This is a genomic window from Halococcus dombrowskii (genome assembly GCF_022870485.1).
In the GTDB taxonomy this organism is placed as follows: Archaea; Halobacteriota; Halobacteria; order Halobacteriales; family Halococcaceae; genus Halococcus; species Halococcus morrhuae.
The window spans coordinates 728347-749113 of sequence record NZ_CP095005.1 but is presented as its reverse complement, the minus strand read 5'-3'; the positions used below and the strand labels follow the sequence as shown (position 1 = coordinate 749113).

Below are 20767 nucleotides of genomic sequence, written 5' to 3'. Positions count from 1 at the left end.
GACGACCCGTCGGGGGTCGTTACTCGTCGAGCGTTTCGGGGTCGGTGGTGATCGAGACCGAGTCCTCGATCGACGCCTGGACGAGTTCACCGGTGTAGGTGTACTCGTCGCGGAAGCTGCCGACGCCGCCCGAGACCGAGCTGTTGTCGTCGGCAATCGGGTCGGTCGAGTCGTCGGCGTGTTCGAGTTCACCGGTGACTTCGAGCGAGTAGTCGGTGCCGCTCCCGTCCTCGCCCATCACCGTGATGGTGCCCGCGTCGCCGTCGAGCTTGATCGTCGCACGGTCGTCGACTTCGAGCGAGACGATCTCGCCCTCGTACTCGTAGGCGTCGCGCCACTCGTTGACGCCGCCCGAGGCGCTCTTGCCGGAGATGTCGTCGTTGGAGTCCTTGGTCGCCCCGCCGGTCCCGGCCTTGTCGATGTTGCCGCTCGTCTCGACGTCGTAGGGGATGCGTCCGCCCGAGGTGTCGGTATCCGTGACGACGAAGTTGGCGTTGTCGGACGGTTCGGGGACGTCGGACTCGTTGACGTCGCCGCTCAGTTCGTCGTCGGAGCCCGCACCGTCGTCGTTGTTCGACGAGTTGCCCGAATCGGACGAGGAATCCTTGGAATCGGAGTCGTCGCTCGATTCCGAGGAGGAGTCATTCGACGAGGACTCACTCGACGAATCGTCGCTCGACGACTCGTTACTGGACGAGTCGCTGCTGGACGAGTCATCGCCCGAAGAGCTGTCGGAGCTATCCGAATCGGAACCGCTCGAACCCGACGAGCCGCTGTAGCTCGACGAGCCGAGGTTCGGGGCGGGACAGCTGCCGCTCTTGTCGATCCCGCTGACGTTCACGTCACCGTTGCGGACGCGGACCGCCTGTGCGCCCGCGTTGATGGTGGAGTTCTTGACCGTACTGCCGCCACAGTTGTGCAGTGCGAGACCGGTCCGCCCGCCGCCGGTCTGCTGGATACAGCAGTCCTTGACGGTCGTGCCGGAACGGTCCTCGATGAGGACGCCGACCCAGTCGGAGGCGTCGCCGGTGACGCTCACGTTCTTGAACGTGCCGCTGCCGGAGCCGCCGGGCTTCGCGCGGATCGAGTAGCCCTGCGGGTTGTACTCGACGTTCGTGTTCTCGATGGTGAACTCGCCGTAGTTGCCGAAGATCTGGATCCCACCGTCGGCGTTGACCTCGGGGCCGACGCGGACGTCACAGTTGCGGACGACGGCACCGGAGCCGCCACGGTCGCTTTCGAGGCGGATGCCCGAGCCGTTGAGCATGTCCTTGGGGTTCGGCGATCGGCTGTCGGAGACGTCGGCCTCGATCGTCGCGCCATCGACGTAGCTGCCCGAGCTGCCGATCCGGACCTGCGAGAGGTCGTTGTTCTTGTAGGTGCCGCCCTCGACCTTCACCACACCGGGGGTACGGCTGGCGTAGACGCCGTTGTTCGAGAAGCCCTCGACGTTGCAGTTGCGCAGGGTGATGGTCCCCTTGTTCGAGCTGCCGATCCAGATACCGGAGCGGGCGTAGGCACCCATCCGGCCCTCGTTGTGCGCGACGAGGTTTTTGACCGTCCCCGAACCGCCCGAGGAGCGAATCATCGGCGTGAACGCGTCCTCGGCGCTATCGCTCGATTGGAGGCTCTGGCCTTTGATCGTGACGTCGTGAACCTGGAGGTTGTCGTCGGGAGCGACCTGGAGGTTCGGACACGCGCCGCTCTGGTCGATCGTGATGTTTTCGACCAGCGCGCCCGACCCGCCGTTGATCGCCAGCAGCGTGTCGTTGAAGCCGTCGGGGACGGTGAAGGTGACGTCGCCTTCGCCGACAATACCGACGCTACCGCCGCTGATGACGTTCTTCTGGGTGAACTTGTACGTTCCCGAGGGGAACTTGAGCAGGGTGTTGCTGCTTGCGGCCGACTGAAGTGCGCCGTCGGACGCCTCGTTGCCGTTCGGGTCGGCACCGGCATCAGCCATGTTTACAACGTTATCGAAGCTGATCCCGTGGCGTTCGGTCGCCGCCGCCCCCTCCCCAGCGAGCAGCGGAACCGACACGGCAGCCGCACCGGCAGCCTTGAGATACGACCGTCGGCTTGGTTTGAAACCGTCGTCTGTGCTATCGCTATCGTTGCGTACTCCGTCGCGTGGCATCGTCTGCTCATTAGGCATTTGTAAAATACCGCTTCTGGCCAGTTAGTTACGTTTACGTATTTTTCAGCTAGCATAGACGGCATTTCGTGACGAACCGAAATAGATGCGCTTTCGGTTTTCCTGTAATAATATGTCTGAGGGCATCGAGACGGTGATCCGTGCGCGAGTGGTAGATCGTGGCATGACACGGTAGCGGCCGCCGCGGGCCGTCTCGCCGGGAAACGGGCTACTGATGGTCCCAGTCGATCCAGTCGTGTTCCCAGCCGTTGTGCCGCTCGGCGCTCGCCCGTGCGCGCTCGCGGTCCTCTCGAACGGTCCTGTTGCGCTCGACCGCGTCCGACTGTTCGCCCTCGACGAGCAGCGGCGCGAACCGCACTGGGCCGAACCGCTCGCGTGCTCCCCGTTCGTCGACGGCGACGAGCGACTGCTCGTGGTTCCCCACGGGCGCGACGAGCCGTCCATCGGGGGCGAGCTGGTCGACGAGCGCGCTCGGTGGTCGGACGACGGTGGCTTCGAGAAGGATGCGATCGAAGGGTGCGTAGTCGGGAAAGCCGTACGTTCCGTCGCGCCTGTCGACGAGCACGCCGCCGTAGCCCGCGTGCGAGAGATTTCGGCGCGCATCGACGACGAGCCGACGGGCGATGTCGACCGCGTGGACGTTCTCTTGGCCCACGATCTCGGCAGCCACCGCGGCCGTATAGCCGACGCCAGCGCCGACGACGAGCACGCTATCGCCAGAAGCGGGCGAAAGCGCCTCGAACAGGCGTGCGACCGTACTTGGTGCGAGCACGCGCGTGTTCGCGTGCTCGGTCGTCCGATCGGCGTAGGCCGCACGCTCCTCGGGGAGGAACTCGTGGCGCGGGACGTTCCGCATCGCCACGCTGAGTGCCTCGCTCTCGACGACCCCCTTGCTCTCGTGTTCGAGGCCGTCGACCATGTCTTCGCGCACCGCCGCAGGCTCCATGCGGAACGAACGCCGCGTAGAGCCTTGAATCGCGTGCCTTCGGCTGCGCGCTAGCCTTGCATCGGGACGAACCGCACGCCGCCGTGCTCGGTCCTGTCGAGGCTGCCGTCGGCCCGCCGGCGAGCACGCACGAGCGTCTGTCGTCTCGTGCCGATCGGCGCGACGATCGCTCCGCCAGGACGGACCTGCTCGGCGACCGCCTCGGGGATCTCGGGGGCTGCACACGTGAGATATGCGCCGTCGTAGGGTGCGTGCTCGGCCCAGCCATCGTGGCCATCGCCGACGCGGATTTCGACGGTGTAGCCGAGTTCCGAGAGACGTTCGCGGGCGTTCTCGGCGAGCGATGCGTGATACTCGACGCTGTTCACACTGTCCGTGATCGCGGCCGTGACGGCGGCGTGATAGCCACAGCCGGTACCGATTTCCAAGATCGAGTCGCCCGCCCCCGGTGCGAGCAGATCGCTCATGATCGCCACCATATGCGGAGCGCTGATCGTCTGATCAGCGCCGATGGGCAGCGGCCGATCGTCGTAGGCGTCCTTTCGTCGTTTCTCGGGGACGAACTCGTGACGAGGGACGGCGAGCAGCGCCTCGCGGGTTGCGTCGCGCTCGATGCGACCCTGCTCGTCGAGCCGAGCGACGAGTCGCTCGCGGGCGCGCTCGTGATCCATCACCAGGCGGACCAGGCCGAACTCGACTCGTCATCGGCGTACACCCGGTTGATGTCCTTGGCGAAGGCCATGTCGTCCTCGTGATCCAGGTGCTCGAAGCCGTATCCCTCGGCGTCCGCGCGCAAGTGGATCCCCTTCACGGTGAAGCTCTCGTCGGCGAGGTCCTCGCGCTCGCCGACGGTGAACTCGTAATCGCCGGGCACGCGGAGTTCGATGCCGCGCGTTTCGTCACCGCCGCCGGTGGGGTTGAGCGTCACGTCGACGGCGACGTTACCGACGACGCGCGTCCAGACGGTCCGGATATCGGGGACGTCGGCCTCCTCGGTGCGCCCGCCCTCGACTTCGAGGCTCGTGATCCGCACAGTCAGGAGTGCCTCCGGCGTGTCGAGGACGAACTCCTCGCCGACGGCGAGCTGCTCCTCGCGCGGGATCTCGGTCGTCGTCGAGAACGACTCGCCGTCCTGGGAGACGATGACGTCGCGCTGTTCGGTGGTGGGTTCTTCGAGGCGCGTCTTGTGGACGTGGCCGCACTCGCCGCAGCGGACGGTCGCCTGGCCGCCGGATTTCAGCAGTTCGTGAACCACGGGTGTGTCGGGTGAACACGCCGGGCAGGTGGTGCCGACGCGCTCGGTGGCTTCGCTCATGGACGACCTATCGGTCGCACGGATAAAAGCCCGTGGCGTTCGCTACGCCCCGTTCGGCGTCGGCAGGTCGATTGCCTCGCCGTCGGCATAGACGGTTGGCTCGCGAAGGATCCCGTCGAGATGGAGCGGTGCCTGCGTGTCGCCGCCGATGCCGTGGTCGTCACCGATGGCGATGTGAACTGTGCCGGCGGCCTTCTCGTCCAGGAGCACCGACCCGACCAGTTCGGTGACGGCGACGTTCGTCCCGATGCCGAGCTCGGCGAGATTGTAGGCGTCGTCGCCGACCTCCTCGGCTCCGCGCTCGACCTGCTCGCGGACGTCCCGATCCGAGATCTCGGTCACGAAACCATCTTCGACGGTGAACTCCAGCTCCTCGTCGAGCAGCCCGTGTGGCATCATCGTACCGTCGACGACGTAGGTTCCCGACGCGCTCTCGGGGCTGACGAACACTTCCCCTGCTGGAAGGTTCGACATCGTGCCCGCCTCGTGGACGATCCCCGTGTCGGCGAGCCACTCGCGTTCGCCCGGCTCGAAGGTGATGTCCGTGCCTGCGGGCGAGGTGACGCGGATCTCGCTCGCTTCGGCGACCACATCCAGGATCGACTCACAACTGCGTTCGATGGAGCGATAATCGGCGTCGAGACCGGTGCGGAACACCTCCTCGGTGATTCCCGGCAGGGTGGCGACGCGCGCACCGGATTCGTTCGCCCGCGAGCGGGCGCGCGTGTGACTCAGACTTTTCGTTGTGGGGCAGAACACGACATCGGCCCCGCGCATGGCCGCCGCGACGGGTGCCGGCGGTTCGGTGCCGTGCTGGTCACCCGGCGGGTAGCGCAGCAACACGACGTCGTCGCTCACCGCGCATGCAGCGTCGTACAGCGCCTGCCCGATCGAGAGGCGCTCGTCGTCGGTGATCACGGCACAGGATTCGTCGTTTCCGAGCGCGAGACACTGGTCGACGGCCGTCTCGGCGGCGCTGTCGAGCGTCGCGTCGGTGTTCGTCCGGCTCATAGAATCACCGACGGGGCAGCCGTGCCTGAGGCTTTCGGCTGTCGGAGCCGTCCCATCGGGCCATCCACCCGTCGAGCGACAGTAGAAACGATTATCCCGGTCGGTCGAACAGCATTACTATGCTCAGCGTCGGCGTCAACGGCTACGGCACGATCGGCAAGCGCGTCGCGGACGCGGTGGTCGCCCAGCCGGACATGGAACTCGTGGGAGTGGCGAAGACCCGACCGAACTACGAGGCCGGGCGCGCCGTGAAGAACGGCTATCCGCTCTACGCCGCCATCGAGGAGCGCGCCGAGAAGTTCGACGCGGCCGACATCGATCTCGCGGGACTGGTCGAAGAACTCGTCGAGGAGGCGGACGTGATGGTCGACGCCACCCCGTCGGGCATCGGCGCGGAGAACAAATCGCTCTACGAAGAACACGACACGCCCGCGCTCTACCAGGGTGGCGAGGACGCCGATCTCGTGGACACGAGTTTCAACGCCCGCGCGAACTTCGCCGACGCCGCAGGGGCCGACCACGTGCGCGTCGTCTCGTGTAACACCACCGGATTATCGCGGCTCGTCGCCCCGCTCGAAGAGGAATACGGTATCGAGAAGGTGCGCGCAACGCTCGTCCGGCGCGGCGGCGACCCCGCCCAGACCGACCGCGGCCCGATCAACGACATCCTGCCGAACCCGCGGACGATCCCCTCCCACCACGGTCCCGACGTCCAGACCATCTTCCCCGACCTCGCCATCGACACCTTGGGGCTCAAGGTGCCCGCGACCCTGATGCACACCCACTCGATCAACGTCTCCCTGAACGGGGACGCCACCGCCGACGAGGTGCGAGAGCTGCTCGAATCCCAGTCACGGACGTTCGTCATCCCCGAACACCTCGACATCGACGGCGCGGGCAAACTGAAGGAGTTCGCGCTCGATGCCGGCCGTCCGCGCGGCGATCTCTGGGAGAACTGCATCTGGGGCGAGTCGATCTCCGTCGAGGGTGACGACCTCTACCTGTTTCAGGCGATCCACCAGGAATCCGATGTCGTCCCCGAGAACGTCGACGCCATCCGCGCGGTGGCCGAGACGGCCGACGCCGACGAGAGCATCGAGACGACCAACGACGCCCTCGGCATGGGCCTCTGAGGCCCCGCGAACACGAGTCGCGCGATCACCGAATCACAGTTCGGATCGGCCATCTCACGGCCGATCGCAATCGTTCCCCTGACGCGAACCCTTTTGTCCCGTCCGCACCAACCGATGGTCATGCAACCGGGCGACCGTGACGACCGCGATCCCTTCGACGACATCTTCGACGAAATCGAACGGATGATGAACGGCATGATGAACGGCAACGTCGATATCCGGACCGAGGGTATGGGAACTGACGCTCACATCGACATCCATGAGGACGGCGAACTCGTGCGCGTGATCGCCGACATGCCGGGCGTCGCCAAGGAGGCCATCGATCTCACCTGCGACGGTCGCCACGTCACCATCGAGGCCGCGAGCAACCGCCGCGAGTTCGACGAACGCGTCTCGCTGCCGGTCCGCGTCGACGAGCAGTCCGCGAACGCCTCCTACAACAACGGCGTCCTCGAAGTCGTCTTCGAGCGCGCCGACACCTCCGCCGACATCGATCTGTAGTACCTTTTTACTTCGTCGGGTTCGCGCGAAGCGCGAACCACTCCTCGCAAAAATCTACGCTAAAAACTCCCCGCTCGTTCGCTGCGCTCACTCGCGGTGAACCGCGCTCACATTCGTTCGCGCGGACAGGACTGCTCTCCGCAACCGCCCCGCACAGCACCGCCGAAGCCCTCAACCACTTCGCGGTCTCGCCCTTCATCCACCAGGACAACACCGCTACCGCCACCGCACCGCGGCCGCGGGCCGCCACAGCCGGCCGCACCGCGATCACACCTGTGCTTCGATCAGAGCGGCTAATTCGTCGTAGAATCCGGGTTCGTACTTCGTTTCGTCGTCGATCGTCGGGCGCGCGTTGGTCTCCGAAACCACTGCGCGCTCGTCGGTGACGAGCAGATCGACGCCGAGCCACGGGATATCGAGCAGTCGTGCGGTTCGCTCGGCGATCTCCCGAAGGTTTTCGGGGAGGTCAACGCCCGTGGCCTCGGCCCCCCGGTGGACGTTGTGTTTCCAGTCGCCCGCGGCGCGGGCCGCGTCGGGCAGTCGGCGTTCGACTGCGCCCGCGTAGCGACCGTCGATGCACATCGCGCGGTAGTCAGTCGCGTCCTCGATATATTCCTGGACCAGAAACGAACGGTCGCCGGTCGCCGGGTTGCGGTGGATGAGTCCGAGATAGTCCGCCACGCCGAGAAACGAATCGCGGTCGGTGATCTTCACCACGCCCGTCCCCCGCGTCGTCGAGTTCGGTTTCACGACGACCGGCGGATCGAACCGGGAGGACACCGCCACGAGCTCGGCCTCGTCGACGGGGTTCGAGATCAGCGTCGTCCGCGGAACGGGGAGTCCCGCGCGCGCGAGGCGGGCGATGACCCCGGCCTTGTTCCGCGAAGTCAAGATCGCGTCGCGGTCGTTGACCCACGGCACGTCGAGCAGCGCGTCGGCGACGCCACCCTCCATGAGACGCGACGGATGGACGAAGCCGACGTCGAAGCCCGCCCACTCGTCGCCGGTGTCGGTGAGCGCGACGGTTCGCTCCTCGGTTGCGACGTGGCGGACCTCGATGCCGCGCTCGGCGAGGGGGTCGGCCATTCGCTCGAACGTCTCCTTTCTGGTGGCGACGGTGAGAGTGAGCATGGGACGTCGAAAACAGCCGCAGAGAGGCGTTATCTGACGAGCAGCTCGGCACCGCGCTCGACGGTGATGTCACAGGGCGAGCCGAGCTTGTTGTACGCACGTCGGAACGCCTCTTTGGCCACGTCGGCCTGATCGACGTCACACCAGATGGTGAAGATGCGCTCGTTGGCACCGACGCGGGCAGCGGTGCCCACGGGTTTGCCGAACGCCTGGCGCATGCCGTCCGAAACGCGGTCCGCGCCCGCGCCGGTCGCCTGTTTGTTCTCCCGAAGCACGTGGTGGGGGAACTTCCGGAGGATCATCTTGTAGTTGCCCTCGCCGAGGTTCTTCAGGAGATAGCGGTTCGCCGAGAGCCGCGAGGATTCGAGCGCGCCGTGGCGGAGCTGGATCTCCTCCTCAACCGAGAGACTGATCTGGACCGGGAACTCCTCGGGATCGGCGCGAACGTCGCCCATCTTGTGCTGGGCGATCTTCGAACCGGGAATGCCGGTGATGTACTCCTTGCGGGTGTATGCGGGTTTGGATATCTCCCGATACATCGAGGCGGGTTTATCGGCCATGGGAATCGGAGGCCGAGGGCGCGAATAAACCCTTCGAAGCCACCGTAACGGGCGGGAAACACCCGCGACGGGGCTTTATTCGTCGAGACCCTACCCGCTACGTGAACCAACTCGTCGACGGGGAGTGGCGGACCGACGTCTACGAAACGACGAACGACGACGGCGAATTCGACAGAGAGGAGACCAGTTTCAGGAACTGGGTGAAAGCCGATCCCGACGCGGAGTTCCCGGCCGAGACGGGGCGCTACCATCTCTACGTCTCCTATGCCTGTCCGTGGGCACACCGGACGCTCGTGACGCGGGCGCTACGTGGTCTCGACGATGTCATCTCGGTTGACATCGTCGATCCCTACCGCGCCGAGGACGGCTGGCAGTTCACGCCCACGCGCGAGGGCGCGACCGCAGACTCCCAGAACGACTTCGACTACCTCCGGGAGACCTACGTCGCGGCCGATCCCGACTTCACGGGTCGCGTGACCGTGCCCGTGCTCTGGGACAAAGAAAAAGAGACCATCGTCAACAACGAATCCGAAGAGGTCATGCGGATGCTCGACACGGCCTTCGCAGAGTTCGGCAACGACGTAACGCTCTATCCCGAGAACCATCGAGAGAAGATCGACGAGACCATCGATGCCATCTACGACCCGATCAACAACGGCGTCTATCGCGCGGGCTTCGCCGACACACAGGAAGCCTACGAGAACGCCGTCGGCGATCTCTTCGACGCGCTCGACCACTGGGAGGGAGTGCTCGCCGATCAGCGCTATCTCTGTGGTGACGTCCCCACCGAAGCCGATGTCGCCATGTTCACGACGCTCGTCAGGTTCGACGACGTCTACCACACCCATTTCAAGTGCAACGTCCGGAAGATCGCCGAATATCCCAACCTCTGGAACTACCTGAAGGAGCTCTACCAGCTCCCTGGCGTGGCCGACACGGTGTGGATGGATCACATCACGGAACACTACTACGCGACCCACACCGACGTCAACCCGAAAGGCATCGTCGCCGTCGGGCCGAACCACGACTTCGACGCCGAGCACGACCGTGATCGGCTGGCCGGCGGGCCGCCCGAGGAACTTCGGCAGACCACCTCGACCGCCGACTGAGGCCCCGTCGCAAGCAATCGACCGCTACGTGCTGCGAAAACAGTTCGCTGCGGCGTCGATACACCACCCGAACCCGCCAGACAGATCAATTCACCCCATTCAGCGGAAAGCCCCCGTCTGCAATCATCGCGCTGTAGCGGCTAGTCGCCAAACAGTCGAGCAAAGAATCCACTGGATTCGTCCTGTACCTCGTCAGACTGCGTGGTGTTCATGCCGACTGCAGCAGTACCGTTGAGAAGATCCTCGACTGAATGCCCTATCCACTCGGCGAATTCCACAGGGGCACCGATGTAGACGCTGGTAGCGGATTTCTCGGCCATGAACCGTTTGGGCAGGCGCTTCTCGTAGTCATACACTTCGTATTCTTCGCGGTCGAAGTCGGCAGTGATCGCGCCGGGTTCGGATGCGAACGTAATGCGACCACCCTGAATATCGCGCTGCCATTTCAGACGCCCCGTGTCGTACGTTTTCTCGGCCGGTTCGTCGGCAGGGAAATACTCGGGCTGCGCTCGATCGGCTTCGTCGTAGAACTCGCGGAAGATCTGCCGAACGTCTTCGATGGTTCCGTGCGAATCAGTCCACGGTCGCTCGGTGAGCATCCGGCGGGCGACGTAACTGAAGATCGGGTTCCGGCGCTCCAGCACGTCCGAAAGGTCGTCTTGGGCTTCATGGAATCCCGGATCTTCCGGATTGGACGGAAAGGAGACGTCCATATTCAGGATCTTCATCCGGTTGCGGAACTCCGACGTTGGGAGTGCGTCGTTCGTCGTGAAAATCAAACAGGGTTGATCGACACTGGTTGGCGTCCAGTCGCTCCAGTAGTTTCGGATCGGGCTCCATCCCTGGAGTTTCTCCTTCTCCGCGTCGATGATGGCGTACGGGAAGCTAGTGTCCCACTCACGGATACCGCGGATCGCCTTGACACCGATCTCGTCCGCGTCGACTCCTGAAATAACCGTATTGTCGGAGATGAGCCGAAGGATGTACTCGGTGAGTTTGTCCTTCCCGGCGTCGCTCTTCCCTCCGATGTAGAGATGTTGGATAACGTTGTCAAGCGTCCGTGACGGCGACGACAAGGCCTCGGCGTACTGGTTGGCGAACGGAGCCCAGAACCCATAGAGGAACGCTTCGTACATCTGTGCCATCACTGCGGTCTCGGATTGCGTGTGGCCGTGGTTTTCGACGGTCTCGATGTATTCCTCGATGGTTTCGAGGCAGTGATTCAGGACTCCGGATGTCGGATCCTCGGTGGCGACGAGGATCATCTCGTCGTCCTCCCCGATCACGATCTGTTCGGCCTCCGGAAGAACCGACATCGTCGGGATGGCCGTCGACTCCCTGACCTGGTTGTTGTACGCGCTCAGCGGCGCGACGATGCTATGATCTTCGACAGTGCCACCGCGGTTGCGAAGACCGATCCCGAACTCGTCGGCGACGTCCTTGTCGACCGTGCTTGTCCCCATCCGTATCTTTTCCTCGGGTGCGCGGACCCGCGGCCGGTCAAGCGTGTCAGTCAAGCCCGTCTCGTGGGCCGATTCAACGAGCCCGACCTCCGGTGGTTCTGCGGTGCTGTCAGTCGTCTCGGAATGGTTCTCGTCGGTCGAATCGTCGCGGTCGGCGATATTCCGGTCGGCGTTCTCGGGTTCTTCGACGAACGCGACAGTCTCAGCAGCCTCCTCTGGGTCATCGACAACTGCAGTGATCCGATCAGCGACAGCTTTCAGATCCTCGACCGCATCCCGATTCAGAGCGGCTGTGTCGCTCACGTCGAGGTCACCGGCACCGACCCAGTACTCGATACGATTTTCCCGCTCTTGAGGCGAGTCCGCCCCCGCGATCGCTTCGACCAAGCCTTCGAGGAGCGTTTGATCGCTGTACCTCTCCCGATACTCGTCGATGAACGTCCCGAACGCCTCGTCGAGCTCTGTCCCGATGTCGGTCGTGAAAACGGAGATCTGGTTGGTATGATACTCCCACGAGTTCCGCGAGAGATTCGCCGACCCCTGCACGAGTTTTACCGTGTCGTCCGGCATGACGATCCGATAGATCTTCGAATGTACAGTCTTGCGATTCTTCAACCGAATCACGAGACGGTCGTCTTGGCGCAACTGGACGAGTGAGCGGGCCGTCGAAACCTCGTTGACGTGATCCGCGTAGTCGTCGGCGTTCCCAATGAGCACGTCCAGCGATCCGATGTCGTACTCCGTCAGCATCGTCACCATCAGCTCGGGCGTCTCGGCGTACGTCACAGCGTCCACGTGACGAGCACCCTCGAATAGATCGAGAAAATCAGCACGTTCAGTACCTCACAAAGCGGGTTAGGTGAACGGGCTGCTTGGTGGATTGATGGAGGCCAACCAAGCAGCCAGTGAACTCACAGAGGACCAGGTGCTTAACTTTCTCGTCAACACGCTCAACGAGGAGATCGATATCGGACTCGGCGAGAACGCCGATATCGACTCCAAGGACATCTGGGACGTCCTCGTCGGCGCAACAGCCGACGAGGACTCGGTCAGTCACCTCTGTGAGATTTCAGAGGACTCACCCCACGGCAATACGATTCTCCATCACCTCCGGACGAAGTTCGAGCTCGCAGAGCTCGAACGAGTCGGCAAGACGCTCATCCAACAGGATACCCTCGAACTCCTTCCGGATCGGCCGGTGGAGGTCGTCGCCGACCTCCACCTCCGTCCGTACTACGGCGAGGAGTACGACTCCAAGGAAGAACTCTACGAGTCACTCGCCAAAGCTGGAACGACCACGTTCCACGGCTATGCCACACTCTACGCCCGCGTACGCAACAAACGCTACACGCTGGCGGTGCGCCGTCTCACCGACGGCGACACCGCCAGCTCGATCCTCGCGGAACTGCTCGGCGTGCTCAACGGCCTTAACCTTGAAGTCAAGGCCGTCTACCTCGATCGGGAATTCTACGATACGTACTGTCTGACGCTGCTCGCTGCCCACAACTACGCTTTCGTCATGCCGATCGTGAAGTGGGGCGAGAAGATTCAGACCGAACTGAGTGAAGGCTGGAGCCGCGTGATCGACCACGACCTCCGAGGGGAAATCGACGGTCACACGTGGACCGTCGATTTCCCGGTCTACATCGACTGTACGTACCAACAAGGAAAGTACGACGAGGAAGGTGTGGCGCGTCACGGCTACGCCGTTGACGCGCCGTTCATCGACACACCGCGTCAGGCTCGGAAGTACTACAGCCGACGCTTCGGGATCGAATCGACCTACCGGTTGTCCGAACGAAGTATTGCGATGACGACGACACAGAATCCGGCGGTGAGGTTTCTGTACGTGCTGATCAGCTACCTCCTCCAGAATGCGTGGCGGTATCTCCACTGGGAGTACGTGGCGTCGCCGCGCCGAGGCGCGCGACGCCTCTGGCCGTGGCGATTCGATGAATTCCTCGGAATGGTGCGGAGAGCAGCGGAGACGGCGCTCGCGGTGCGTCGCGCCGTCCCCGCAAACAAGCCACCGGACGACCGCTTCGAGCGGTAATCCACCGACCGGGAACGCCTACTCAGCGAGTGGCAACACCGTTGCGTCGGCGGCGTTCCGCCGCCGACTGCGACAGGTTTGATGCTCTCGGTGTCGAACAACCCTCCTCAGCAGTTACTCGGCACCGATTTCTCCACCGAATTCACACTCAGAAGCAGTCAACCGACGAGCTTTGTGAGGTACTGACGTTGTTTTACCATCTCCAAGCGGTATCCGGCGGCACCTGAGCCGTAGAACTCCGGCATATCGGAAAACCTATCGAACGAGATAGTCGCTGTCAGCTTATCCATACGGAGAACAACGGACTGGGGCGAATAAGTCCATGCCTGTGTCACTCTCACATGAGGATAAATGTGCTTCGTTCTCACACATGAGTACGAAAGCATCCCATGTCAATAGGAGGTATGATCTGCTCTCCCACCTCCGGATTTGAACCGGAGGAAGACGTGCTCACTCTCTTCGTTCGTTACGCGCGACTTGCGGGGTTCAAATCGCGGTCGGAATGCAGATTTCCCGCTCACAGACTCAATCGCATCGCTCCCTCGCTGGTTCGCGGAGAAATCATGCCGCCTCCCGGATTTGAACCACGGTCGTTCCGGCCACATCATTCTCTGATTCAAATCGCGGTCGGCGTCGTTTCTTCGGCCACTCACTCCGTTCGTCGCCGCAGAATATGCCGCCTCCCGGATTTGAACCGGGGACAGCTCGATCTTCAGTCGAGTGCTCTCCCAGTCTGAGCTAAGGCGGCTCACTCCGATCGATGTCGACCGAACGAAAAAGGATTTCGAAAGGCGGCTCAGTGGACGAACAGATCCGCCACGTCGAACTCGGCCCCACAGTCGGTGCAGACGTAGCCGAGTCCGTCCTGGGTCTGCACGTGACCGCCGCATTCGGGACACGTCGAGCCGGATATCATCACCGTGATTTCGCCACGGTGAGCAAAGCCACTTTCGCTCGGCGAACGTCGCCCTGCCGGTTTTTGCGCTCCAGCGACAACTCACACCATGACGACTGGACAGACGATGGCGGTGCTCCTCGGGTTCGTAATGGTGATGTTCACGGCGAGGCTCGTGATCGTCATCCTCCTCGGTTGATCGACGAAACCACACAGATCCGATGGGCTCGGGCGGAGTCGAACCACGCGAACGTCACTCGCTCCGCTCGTTCGTTCTCTCCTTCGAACCGCCCTCGATCCAGAATTCGCTGCTCGCTGTCGCTCGCAGAAACTGAGTGGGCTCGGGCGGAGTCGAACCACCGATCTCGGCCTTGTAAAGGCCGCGTCATAACCAACTAGACCACGAGCCCTCATCGGGGGAACTGCCGCACGTCGAATAACCCTTTCTCTCCGTCGGAACGTTTAGGCCTCCGCTCGTCAATCTCCATCCGTGAACCGCGGACGCGTTCTCAACGTCCTGTTCGCGCTGGCCGTCGTCGCGCTGGCTCTGACGACGGCCGTCGCCACCGGCGTCGTGCCGCCGCCAGCGACGCTGTTCGACACCGGCGAGTACGATCACGCGGAGATCGCGATCACGAACAACTGCTCGCAGGAGCTGGGAACGGTCGACGTGCGCATCGCCGAATCGCGCCAGCAGAAGATCGTCGGCCTCTCCGAAACGCCGACCCTCCGGAACGGTTCGGGCATGCTCTTCCCATACGATGACTCGGGCGACCACACCTACGTGATGCGCGGGATGGACTACCCGCTCGACATCGTGTTCGTCGGGGGCGACGGGCGGATCAACGCCATCGAGAGCGCGCCCGCACCCGGACCGAACCAGGACGGTAACGACATCCAGCGCACCGGCACGGGGAAATACGTCCTCGAAGTGCCTCGCGGCTGGATGGAGAGTCATGAAATCGACGTCGGCCATAGCGTGACGATCGACCGTTCGTGAGCCAACGGCGATGCCCGAGTTCGAGGGTATGGAACTGTTTCACAGGCCCGAGAAGCCTTTTAGGTGCGCATCCGCTTTATTGGTTCAATGAGTTTTTCTTCCGACGACGAGGATCCCTTCGAGGATCAACGGGAGGGGACCGACAACGCCATGCGACGGCTGTTTGCCGAGTACGGCCGCAAGAACGCGTTCTCCTTTCTCGTCGGTACATTGACAAGTGTGGTCGCACGGATGCTCGATCTGCTGCCGCCGCTGCTGCTCGGTATCGCCATCGACGCCGTGCTCAATCAGAACCAGCCGTTCGGGCTGGGGCCGGTTCCACAGGCGTGGTTGCCGACCACCCGCACCCAGCAGTTCTGGCTCATCGCCGGCATCATCGCCTTCGCCTTCTTCGGCGGTGCGATCTTCCACTACGGGCGTAACTGGGGCTGGAACTCCTTCTCGCAGAACATCCAGCATCAGATTCGGACGGACACCTACGACAAGATGCAGCGGCTGAACATGGATTTCTTCGCCGACAAACAGACCGGCGAGATGATGTCCGTGCTCTCGAACGACGTGAATCGGCTCGAACAGTTCCTCAACGGCGGGATGAACTCGGTGTTCCGCCTCGCGGCGATGGTGCTCGGGATCGCGACCGTAATGTTCCTCACCAACTGGCAGCTCGCGCTCATCGCACTCTCGCCGATCCCGCTGATCGCGGCGTTCACCTACTACTTCGTGAAGAAGATCCAGCCGAAGTACGCCGCCGTCCGCTCGTCGGTCGGCGAGATGAACTCCCGCCTCGAAAACAACCTCGGCGGGATCCAGGTGATCAAATCAACCAACACCGAGGGCTACGAGTCCGACCGCGTCGACGACGTCTCGCAGTCGTACTACGATGCCCAGTGGGGCGCAATCAAGGTGCGCATCAAGTTCTTCCCAACGCTGCGCGTCATCTCGGGGATCGGCTTCGTCGCGACGTTCATCGTCGGCGGCATCTGGGTGTTCCAGGGCCCACCGGGACCGTTCACGAACAGCCTCTCGGTCGGACTGTTCACCACGTTCATCCTCTACACCCAGCGGTTCATCTGGCCGATGGCACAGTTCGGCCAGATCATCAACATGTATCAGCGCGCCCGCGCCTCCGCCGAGCGCATCTTCGGGCTGATGGACGAGCCGAGCCGGCTCGCACAGGACCCCGACGCCGAGGAACTCGCCGTTTCGGAGGGGCGCGTCGAATACGATGACGTGAACTTCGGTTACGACGAGAACGAGCGCACGGTCAAGGACGTTTCCTTCGACGTGGACGGCGGCGAGACGGTCGCGCTCGTCGGGCCGACCGGAGCGGGGAAATCCACCGTGCTGAAACTCCTCCTCCGGATGTACGACGTCGACGACGGCGAGATCCGAATCGACGGCCAGAACATCGGTGACGTGACGCTGTCGAGCCTGCGCCGGTCGATCGGCTACGTGAGCCAGGATTCCTATCTGTTCTACGGCACGGTGAAGGAGAACATCGCCTACGGGAGTTTCGACGCGAGCGACGAGGAGATCGTCGAAGCCGCGAAAGCGGCCGAAGCCCACGAGTTCATCGAGAACCTCCCGGAGGGCTACGAGACGATGGCCGGCGAACGCGGCGTCAAACTCTCGGGCGGCCAGCGCCAGCGCATCACCATCGCGCGGGCGATTCTCAAGGACCCCGCGATCCTCGTGCTCGACGAGGCGACCTCCGACGTCGACACCGAGACGGAGATGCTCATCCAGCGCAGCCTCGACCGGCTGACCGCGGATCGCACCACCTTCTCGATCGCCCACCGACTCTCGACGATCAAAGATGCCGACCAGATCGTCGTTCTGGAGGACGGGCAGGTGAAAGAACACGGTACGCACGACGAACTGCTCGAACTGGGCGAGCTGTACGCGAACCTCTGGGCCGTCCAGGCCGGCGAGATCGACGAGCTTCCAGAGGAGTTCGTCGAACGCGCGACCCGCCGACAGGCCCGAACGGAAGCCGGAACGGGCGACTAAAGCGACTGCTCGCCGTCGCCGTCAGTCACCGTCGAGGTACCGCGGTCGGAGTAGTTCTCGCGGCCGATCGCGTCATCGCCGACCAGGTTCAGGATCATCGTTTCGAGCTCGTCGGCGTCCTGGTAGGTCTGCTCTTCGTCCTGTAGCGGTGCGAGCAGTTCGTCGAGACGTGTCTCGCCGTCGGGCAGCCCGATCTCGGCGTCGCCGTGTTCGTCGAGCAGCGTCTCGTGATCGAGCGGGTAGTCGAATGAGTCCATGCGATCGCCGAACGAACCGAACTCGACGCCATGCTGTCGCGTGTCGTCTGCGTCGGTCATGCACCCGCCCTGCGCGGAGCACGGTCAAATCAGTTCTGCCTGCTTAAGCCGCTGGCTCCGTTCGTCGGGATATGCAGCTCACCGAGGCGACGTGGACCGACGCCGACGGGCTCGATACGGAGCTCGCGCTCCTCCCCGTCGGCAGCACCGAACAGCACGGCCCGCACGCCCCGCTCGGTACCGACCGACTGACCGCCCGCGCGGTCGCAAGGAGCGCAGCCGACGTTCGTGAGGAGAACGGTAAAGAGACCGTCGTCGCGCCCGCGATCCCCGTCGGCATCGCCGAAGAACACCGCCAGTTCACGGGCACGCTCTGGGTCTCGCCCGACAGCTTCCGGAAATACGTCCGCGACGTCCTCACGAGCCTCGCGTCACACGGCTGGCGGAAGATCGTAGTCGTCAACGGCCATGGGGGCAACGTCGGCGCGCTGCGGGAGGTCTGCGCGGACGTGACGCGCCACGAGGAGGCCTACGCCGTCCCGTTCACGTGGTTCGACGCCATCGGCGCGACGGGCATGGGCCACGGCGGCCCGGTCGAGACGGCCATGCTCAGAGCCACCGATCCGGAGTTCGTCCACGACGACCGCGTTGAGGAGGCGAGCGCGGGCACGAGCGACGGCTGGGGCGAGTGGGTGTCGGGGACGAACCTCGCCTTCGACTCGGCGGAGTTCACCGACAACGGCGCGGTCGGTGACCCCGGTGAGGGAACCATCGAGCGCGGCGAGGAGCTGCTGGAGGAAGCGACGGCGGCGCTCGTGACGCTGCTCGATGCTGTCGACGAACGTGATCGTCGAGCCTGACTACTCGGCGACTTCCTCGCGGTCGTCGCCCGCCTCAGTGCTCATCTCGCTTTCGTCCTCGCTCTTCCCGTCCGCCTCCCCACCGTCCGCGTGGAGATCGTCGAGCGCACCGCGGAGTTCGGGGATCGTGCTCGCGAGTTCGCTGGCGTGCTCGTGGGCCGCTTCGACGTCGGCCATCGCGTCTTCGAGCGCCGCGATCCGCCCGCTGAGTTCGTCCGAGTCGTCGAACACCTCGGCGCGCTCGCCCATCATGTACGACTTCTTCGCGTCGCGGAGATGCCCGGTGGCGTCGCCGATGTCGAGCGCCGATCTGAGCGCGTTGAGCACCCCGAGCGTGTTCTCGGCCTCGGCCTCCCAGATGGCGTCGCCGTCGGGTAGCGCCGCCTCGGCCGCGTCGAGATGCGCCTCGACATCCGCTCGGATGTCGTCGGCTGCCTCGTCGAAGAGGTCGTCCTCGTCGAACGTCGCCTGGCTCATGCCGTGGGATTCGGTCCCATGTAATTTAAAAGCGTGCCCGAAAGCGAAAGTGAAAACCGGTTCGAGATCGCGTCATCGGATCGCTTTCTCGCACACTACCGACCGATGATCGTCATCGAAACGCTGATTCACGCCGGGAATCGGGCGAGGGCATGGAAGAGCAGCGAACAGTCGCGGCGTTCATCGATGAGCACGATCTGGATGGCGAGCCGGCGTTCCGGATCCTGGATTTGGCTGCCGAAGTGGGTGAAATCGCTGCGGAGACAACTGATTCGACGAATTACGGGGCAGAGCCGGACAATCTCGCCGTTGCAACGGATGAGATCGGCGATGCGCTGTTTTCACTGCTTGCAGTCGCTCATTCGCTCGACATCGACGCCGACGAGGCACTTCACGAATCGCTCGAAAAATACGAACGACGGCTTACGGAAACCGGAAGCGCCGCATCCGGCGACTGACACAAGTGGATTAGTCGTTTCCTTCGACCGATTTGATCTCCATCAGCGGGTAGCCGTCGTCCATCGCCATCCGTGCGGTGACGGTCCGTCCCTCGCGCGCGACCACGATCTCAACGGTCATGAACCGGCCAGTGAGCTCGGTGTATTCTCCGTCGGCGGCTGCCGCGAGCGCTTGCTCGTCCATTTCGATCGCGACCGACTCGCAGTGGGGTTGGTTCTCGATTGCGTCCTCCATCGCGCGGGCGAGACTGTCGGCACTCTCTGGGTTCACGGGGGTGCCCGCGAACTGGTGGTACAGCGTCCCGAACTTGATGCCGACCTCGAAACACGCGCTCTCTGCTTTCGTCGGATCCGTGTCGTCGCTCTCTGCGCTGCTCATTGTCGGTCGGTTCGTGATGCCCGAACTAATGTGCTATCAATCGAATACACGAGAGCTGATCGACGACGTGTATCAGCGGCGTATCGGCGACGGCGATCACGTCCTCAACAGCGATCTCAGCCGCCGCATAAACTAACAAGAGGGAGAGACCGCAACCGCTCCGCACAGCCCACATACCTCCCTAGCCGATTGCGCTCCTCGCTCGCTCCGCTCGCTGTGGTGCTCATCCACCGTCAGAACGAAGTTCTGACGAGCCTGCACTCACTTCGCTCGTGCAGACCTCGCACGTTCTCCGGCCTCCGGCCGGATTCATCGCGCGCCACCGCGTTCGGTATTTGGTGAGATTCGGGAAGTGACGGGGCTGCGAGCGGACAACGGGCCTGTTGCGCTCTCTCACGGAATCCATTTAGGTCGGAAGCATCGATTTCGGGTATGGACTACGAAGCAAGCCTCGATCGCGCGATGGACTCGGTGCCGGATCTCGACACCGGCGATTCGCGCCTCGACGTCCCCGATGCGGAGGCCCAGAAGGACGGTGCGTTCACCCGGCTGACGAATCTCGGCAACGTCGCCGATGCGCTCTCGCGCGATCCCGAACATCTCCATCGGGTGATCCAGCGCGATCTCGGGACCAACGGCCAGTTCAGCGGCGATCGCGCGCGCTACAACGGCACCTTTTCGGGCGAGGACTTCGACGCGGCCATCGACAGCTACAGCCAGGAGTTCGTCATCTGCTCGGAGTGTGGGCTGCCCGACACGCGACTGGAGATGGAGGGGCGCACGCAGATGCTGCGCTGTGAGGCCTGTGGCGCGTTCCGACCCGTCGAGAAGAACACCGGCTCGCAGGAGACCGAACAGCGTCCCGACGTCGAGGAGGGTCGCACCTACGAGGTGAAGATCACGGGCACGGGCCGCAAGGGCGACGGCGTGGCCGAACAGGGCAAATACACCATCTTCGTCCCCGGTGCGCAGGAGGGTGACGTGGTCGATATCTACATCGAGAACATCAGCGGGACGCTCGCGTTCGCGCGATTGGCCTGAGCGGAAAAAACCG

The 20767-nt window shown here is 63.5% G+C and carries 21 protein-coding genes and 2 tRNA genes; 9 read left to right on the top strand and 14 right to left on the bottom strand.

The features are described 5' to 3' along the window. Positions 1-19: 19 nt before the first annotated feature. The 5 genes from MUK72_RS04080 to MUK72_RS04060 all read right to left on the bottom strand — a co-directional run bounded on the left by MUK72_RS04080 (position 20) and on the right by MUK72_RS04060 (position 5427). Positions 20-2137 (bottom strand): right-handed parallel beta-helix repeat-containing protein, encoded by a 2118-nt coding sequence (locus MUK72_RS04080; RefSeq protein WP_244704186.1) that lies wholly within the window; start codon positions 2135-2137, stop codon positions 20-22. A gap of 226 nt (positions 2138-2363) precedes the next feature. Next, on the bottom strand, positions 2364-3101 hold the full coding sequence (locus MUK72_RS04075; protein ID WP_244704184.1) for a protein-L-isoaspartate O-methyltransferase family protein: 738 nt from the start codon (positions 3099-3101) through the stop codon (positions 2364-2366). A 50-nt stretch (positions 3102-3151) separates the two neighbouring features. After that, complete coding sequence (locus MUK72_RS04070; protein ID WP_244704183.1) at positions 3152-3772, bottom strand: protein-L-isoaspartate(D-aspartate) O-methyltransferase; 621 nt, start codon at positions 3770-3772, stop codon at positions 3152-3154. Further along, on the bottom strand, positions 3772-4416 hold the full coding sequence (locus MUK72_RS04065) for an HVO_0476 family zinc finger protein (protein WP_244704181.1): 645 nt from the start codon (positions 4414-4416) through the stop codon (positions 3772-3774). The genes MUK72_RS04070 and MUK72_RS04065 overlap by 1 nt, the downstream gene beginning before the upstream one ends. A gap of 42 nt (positions 4417-4458) precedes the next feature. Continuing rightward, on the bottom strand, positions 4459-5427 hold the full coding sequence (locus MUK72_RS04060; protein ID WP_244704179.1) for an aminopeptidase: 969 nt from the start codon (positions 5425-5427) through the stop codon (positions 4459-4461). Between the two features lie 119 nt (positions 5428-5546). On the opposite strand from MUK72_RS04060, the gene MUK72_RS04055 reads away from it, so the two are divergent. Further along, positions 5547-6560 (top strand): type II glyceraldehyde-3-phosphate dehydrogenase, encoded by a 1014-nt coding sequence (locus tag MUK72_RS04055; protein WP_244704177.1) that lies wholly within the window; start codon positions 5547-5549, stop codon positions 6558-6560. A gap of 120 nt (positions 6561-6680) precedes the next feature. Continuing rightward, positions 6681-7061, top strand: a complete 381-nt coding sequence (locus MUK72_RS04050) for an Hsp20/alpha crystallin family protein (RefSeq protein WP_244704175.1) — start codon at positions 6681-6683, stop codon at positions 7059-7061. A gap of 267 nt (positions 7062-7328) precedes the next feature. Here MUK72_RS04050 and MUK72_RS04045 read toward each other — a convergent pair whose 3' ends face one another. Both MUK72_RS04045 and MUK72_RS04040 read right to left on the bottom strand, forming a co-directional pair. Beyond that, a complete protein-coding gene (locus tag MUK72_RS04045; RefSeq protein WP_244704173.1) occupies positions 7329-8192 on the bottom strand; it encodes an ATP-grasp domain-containing protein in 864 nt (287 codons plus the stop codon). 29 nt (positions 8193-8221) lie between these two features. Then, the gene (locus MUK72_RS04040) at positions 8222-8752 is read right to left on the bottom strand and encodes a 50S ribosomal protein L16 (RefSeq protein WP_004051608.1); all 531 of its coding nucleotides are present in this window, start codon (positions 8750-8752) and stop codon (positions 8222-8224) included. Between the two features lie 101 nt (positions 8753-8853). Between MUK72_RS04040 and MUK72_RS04035 the strand changes: the two genes are divergently transcribed. Next, complete coding sequence (locus tag MUK72_RS04035; protein ID WP_244704171.1) at positions 8854-9861, top strand: glutathione S-transferase family protein; 1008 nt, start codon at positions 8854-8856, stop codon at positions 9859-9861. Between the two features lie 140 nt (positions 9862-10001). On the opposite strand, the gene MUK72_RS04030 is transcribed toward MUK72_RS04035, so the two are convergent. Further along, a complete protein-coding gene (locus MUK72_RS04030; protein WP_244704169.1) occupies positions 10002-12119 on the bottom strand; it encodes a hypothetical protein in 2118 nt (705 codons plus the stop codon). A gap of 88 nt (positions 12120-12207) precedes the next feature. Here MUK72_RS04030 and MUK72_RS04025 point away from each other — a divergent pair, with 88 nt between their 5' ends. Beyond that, positions 12208-13377, top strand: a complete 1170-nt coding sequence (locus tag MUK72_RS04025; protein ID WP_244698896.1) for an ISH3 family transposase — start codon at positions 12208-12210, stop codon at positions 13375-13377. 158 nt (positions 13378-13535) lie between these two features. Here the strand turns inward: MUK72_RS04025 and MUK72_RS20170 are convergent, their stop codons facing one another. From MUK72_RS20170 to MUK72_RS04010, 3 genes are all read right to left on the bottom strand, one after another. Continuing rightward, positions 13536-13667, bottom strand: coding sequence for a hypothetical protein (locus MUK72_RS20170; protein ID WP_280518315.1), 132 nt, complete (start codon positions 13665-13667; stop codon positions 13536-13538). A 384-nt stretch (positions 13668-14051) separates the two neighbouring features. Beyond that, positions 14052-14125: transfer RNA gene (locus MUK72_RS04020), tRNA-Phe, on the bottom strand. 483 nt (positions 14126-14608) lie between these two features. Then, positions 14609-14682: transfer RNA gene (locus tag MUK72_RS04010), tRNA-Val, on the bottom strand. A gap of 80 nt (positions 14683-14762) precedes the next feature. On the opposite strand from MUK72_RS04010, the gene MUK72_RS04005 reads away from it, so the two are divergent. Together MUK72_RS04005 and MUK72_RS04000 are read left to right on the top strand one after the other, a co-directional pair. Next, entirely contained in the window at positions 14763-15272 is a 510-nt protein-coding gene (locus MUK72_RS04005) for a DUF192 domain-containing protein (protein WP_244704165.1), read from the top strand. Between the two features lie 87 nt (positions 15273-15359). After that, positions 15360-17282 (top strand): ABC transporter ATP-binding protein, encoded by a 1923-nt coding sequence (locus MUK72_RS04000; RefSeq protein WP_244704163.1) that lies wholly within the window; start codon positions 15360-15362, stop codon positions 17280-17282. Here the strand turns inward: MUK72_RS04000 and MUK72_RS03995 are convergent. Next, a complete protein-coding gene (locus MUK72_RS03995; protein ID WP_244704161.1) occupies positions 17279-17599 on the bottom strand; it encodes a DUF5789 family protein in 321 nt (106 codons plus the stop codon). The genes MUK72_RS04000 and MUK72_RS03995 overlap by 4 nt on opposite strands. A 71-nt stretch (positions 17600-17670) precedes the next feature. On the opposite strand from MUK72_RS03995, the gene MUK72_RS03990 reads away from it, so the two are divergent. After that, the gene (locus MUK72_RS03990) at positions 17671-18399 is read left to right on the top strand and encodes a creatininase family protein (RefSeq protein WP_244704159.1); all 729 of its coding nucleotides are present in this window, start codon (positions 17671-17673) and stop codon (positions 18397-18399) included. Here MUK72_RS03990 and MUK72_RS03985 read toward each other — a convergent pair whose 3' ends face one another. Then, the gene (locus MUK72_RS03985) at positions 18400-18876 is read right to left on the bottom strand and encodes a DUF5790 family protein (protein WP_244704157.1); all 477 of its coding nucleotides are present in this window, start codon (positions 18874-18876) and stop codon (positions 18400-18402) included. A 152-nt stretch (positions 18877-19028) separates the two neighbouring features. Here MUK72_RS03985 and MUK72_RS03980 point away from each other — a divergent pair, with 152 nt between their 5' ends. Continuing rightward, a complete protein-coding gene (locus MUK72_RS03980) occupies positions 19029-19334 on the top strand; it encodes a MazG nucleotide pyrophosphohydrolase domain-containing protein (protein WP_244704155.1) in 306 nt (101 codons plus the stop codon). 10 nt (positions 19335-19344) lie between these two features. Here the strand turns inward: MUK72_RS03980 and MUK72_RS03975 are convergent, their stop codons facing one another. Next, positions 19345-19713 carry a dihydroneopterin aldolase family protein gene (locus MUK72_RS03975; RefSeq protein WP_244704153.1) on the bottom strand — a complete coding sequence of 123 codons (369 nt, stop codon included), beginning with the start codon at positions 19711-19713 and terminating at the stop codon, positions 19345-19347. A gap of 432 nt (positions 19714-20145) precedes the next feature. Here MUK72_RS03975 and MUK72_RS03970 point away from each other — a divergent pair, with 432 nt between their 5' ends. Next, positions 20146-20754, top strand: coding sequence for a translation initiation factor IF-2 subunit beta (locus tag MUK72_RS03970; RefSeq protein WP_004051629.1), 609 nt, complete (start codon positions 20146-20148; stop codon positions 20752-20754). Positions 20755-20767 lie beyond the last annotated feature (13 nt).

What these genes read in the sequence shown, in the direction of transcription:
- MUK72_RS04080 (WP_244704186.1), bottom strand. Translation starts at nt 2,137, where the DNA reads ATGCCACGCGACGGAGTACGCAACGATAGCGATAGCACAGACGACGGT.
- MUK72_RS04075 (WP_244704184.1), bottom strand. Translation starts at nt 3,101, where the DNA reads ATGGAGCCTGCGGCGGTGCGCGAAGACATGGTCGACGGCCTCGAACAC.
- MUK72_RS04070 (WP_244704183.1), bottom strand. Translation starts at nt 3,772, where the DNA reads ATGGATCACGAGCGCGCCCGCGAGCGACTCGTCGCTCGGCTCGACGAG.
- MUK72_RS04065 (WP_244704181.1), bottom strand. Translation starts at nt 4,416, where the DNA reads ATGAGCGAAGCCACCGAGCGCGTCGGCACCACCTGCCCGGCGTGTTCA.
- MUK72_RS04060 (WP_244704179.1), bottom strand. Translation starts at nt 5,427, where the DNA reads ATGAGCCGGACGAACACCGACGCGACGCTCGACAGCGCCGCCGAGACG.
- MUK72_RS04055 (WP_244704177.1), top strand. Translation starts at nt 5,547, where the DNA reads ATGCTCAGCGTCGGCGTCAACGGCTACGGCACGATCGGCAAGCGCGTC.
- MUK72_RS04050 (WP_244704175.1), top strand. Translation starts at nt 6,681, where the DNA reads ATGCAACCGGGCGACCGTGACGACCGCGATCCCTTCGACGACATCTTC.
- MUK72_RS04045 (WP_244704173.1), bottom strand. Translation starts at nt 8,192, where the DNA reads ATGCTCACTCTCACCGTCGCCACCAGAAAGGAGACGTTCGAGCGAATG.
- MUK72_RS04040 (WP_004051608.1), bottom strand. Translation starts at nt 8,752, where the DNA reads ATGGCCGATAAACCCGCCTCGATGTATCGGGAGATATCCAAACCCGCA.
- MUK72_RS04025 (WP_244698896.1), top strand. Translation starts at nt 12,208, where the DNA reads ATGGAGGCCAACCAAGCAGCCAGTGAACTCACAGAGGACCAGGTGCTT.
- MUK72_RS20170 (WP_280518315.1), bottom strand. Translation starts at nt 13,667, where the DNA reads ATGGATAAGCTGACAGCGACTATCTCGTTCGATAGGTTTTCCGATATG.
- MUK72_RS04000 (WP_244704163.1), top strand. Translation starts at nt 15,360, where the DNA reads ATGAGTTTTTCTTCCGACGACGAGGATCCCTTCGAGGATCAACGGGAG.
- MUK72_RS03995 (WP_244704161.1), bottom strand. Translation starts at nt 17,599, where the DNA reads ATGACCGACGCAGACGACACGCGACAGCATGGCGTCGAGTTCGGTTCG.
- MUK72_RS03990 (WP_244704159.1), top strand. Translation starts at nt 17,671, where the DNA reads ATGCAGCTCACCGAGGCGACGTGGACCGACGCCGACGGGCTCGATACG.
- MUK72_RS03985 (WP_244704157.1), bottom strand. Translation starts at nt 18,876, where the DNA reads ATGAGCCAGGCGACGTTCGACGAGGACGACCTCTTCGACGAGGCAGCC.
- MUK72_RS03980 (WP_244704155.1), top strand. Translation starts at nt 19,029, where the DNA reads ATGGAAGAGCAGCGAACAGTCGCGGCGTTCATCGATGAGCACGATCTG.
- MUK72_RS03975 (WP_244704153.1), bottom strand. Translation starts at nt 19,713, where the DNA reads ATGAGCAGCGCAGAGAGCGACGACACGGATCCGACGAAAGCAGAGAGC.
- MUK72_RS03970 (WP_004051629.1), top strand. Translation starts at nt 20,146, where the DNA reads ATGGACTACGAAGCAAGCCTCGATCGCGCGATGGACTCGGTGCCGGAT.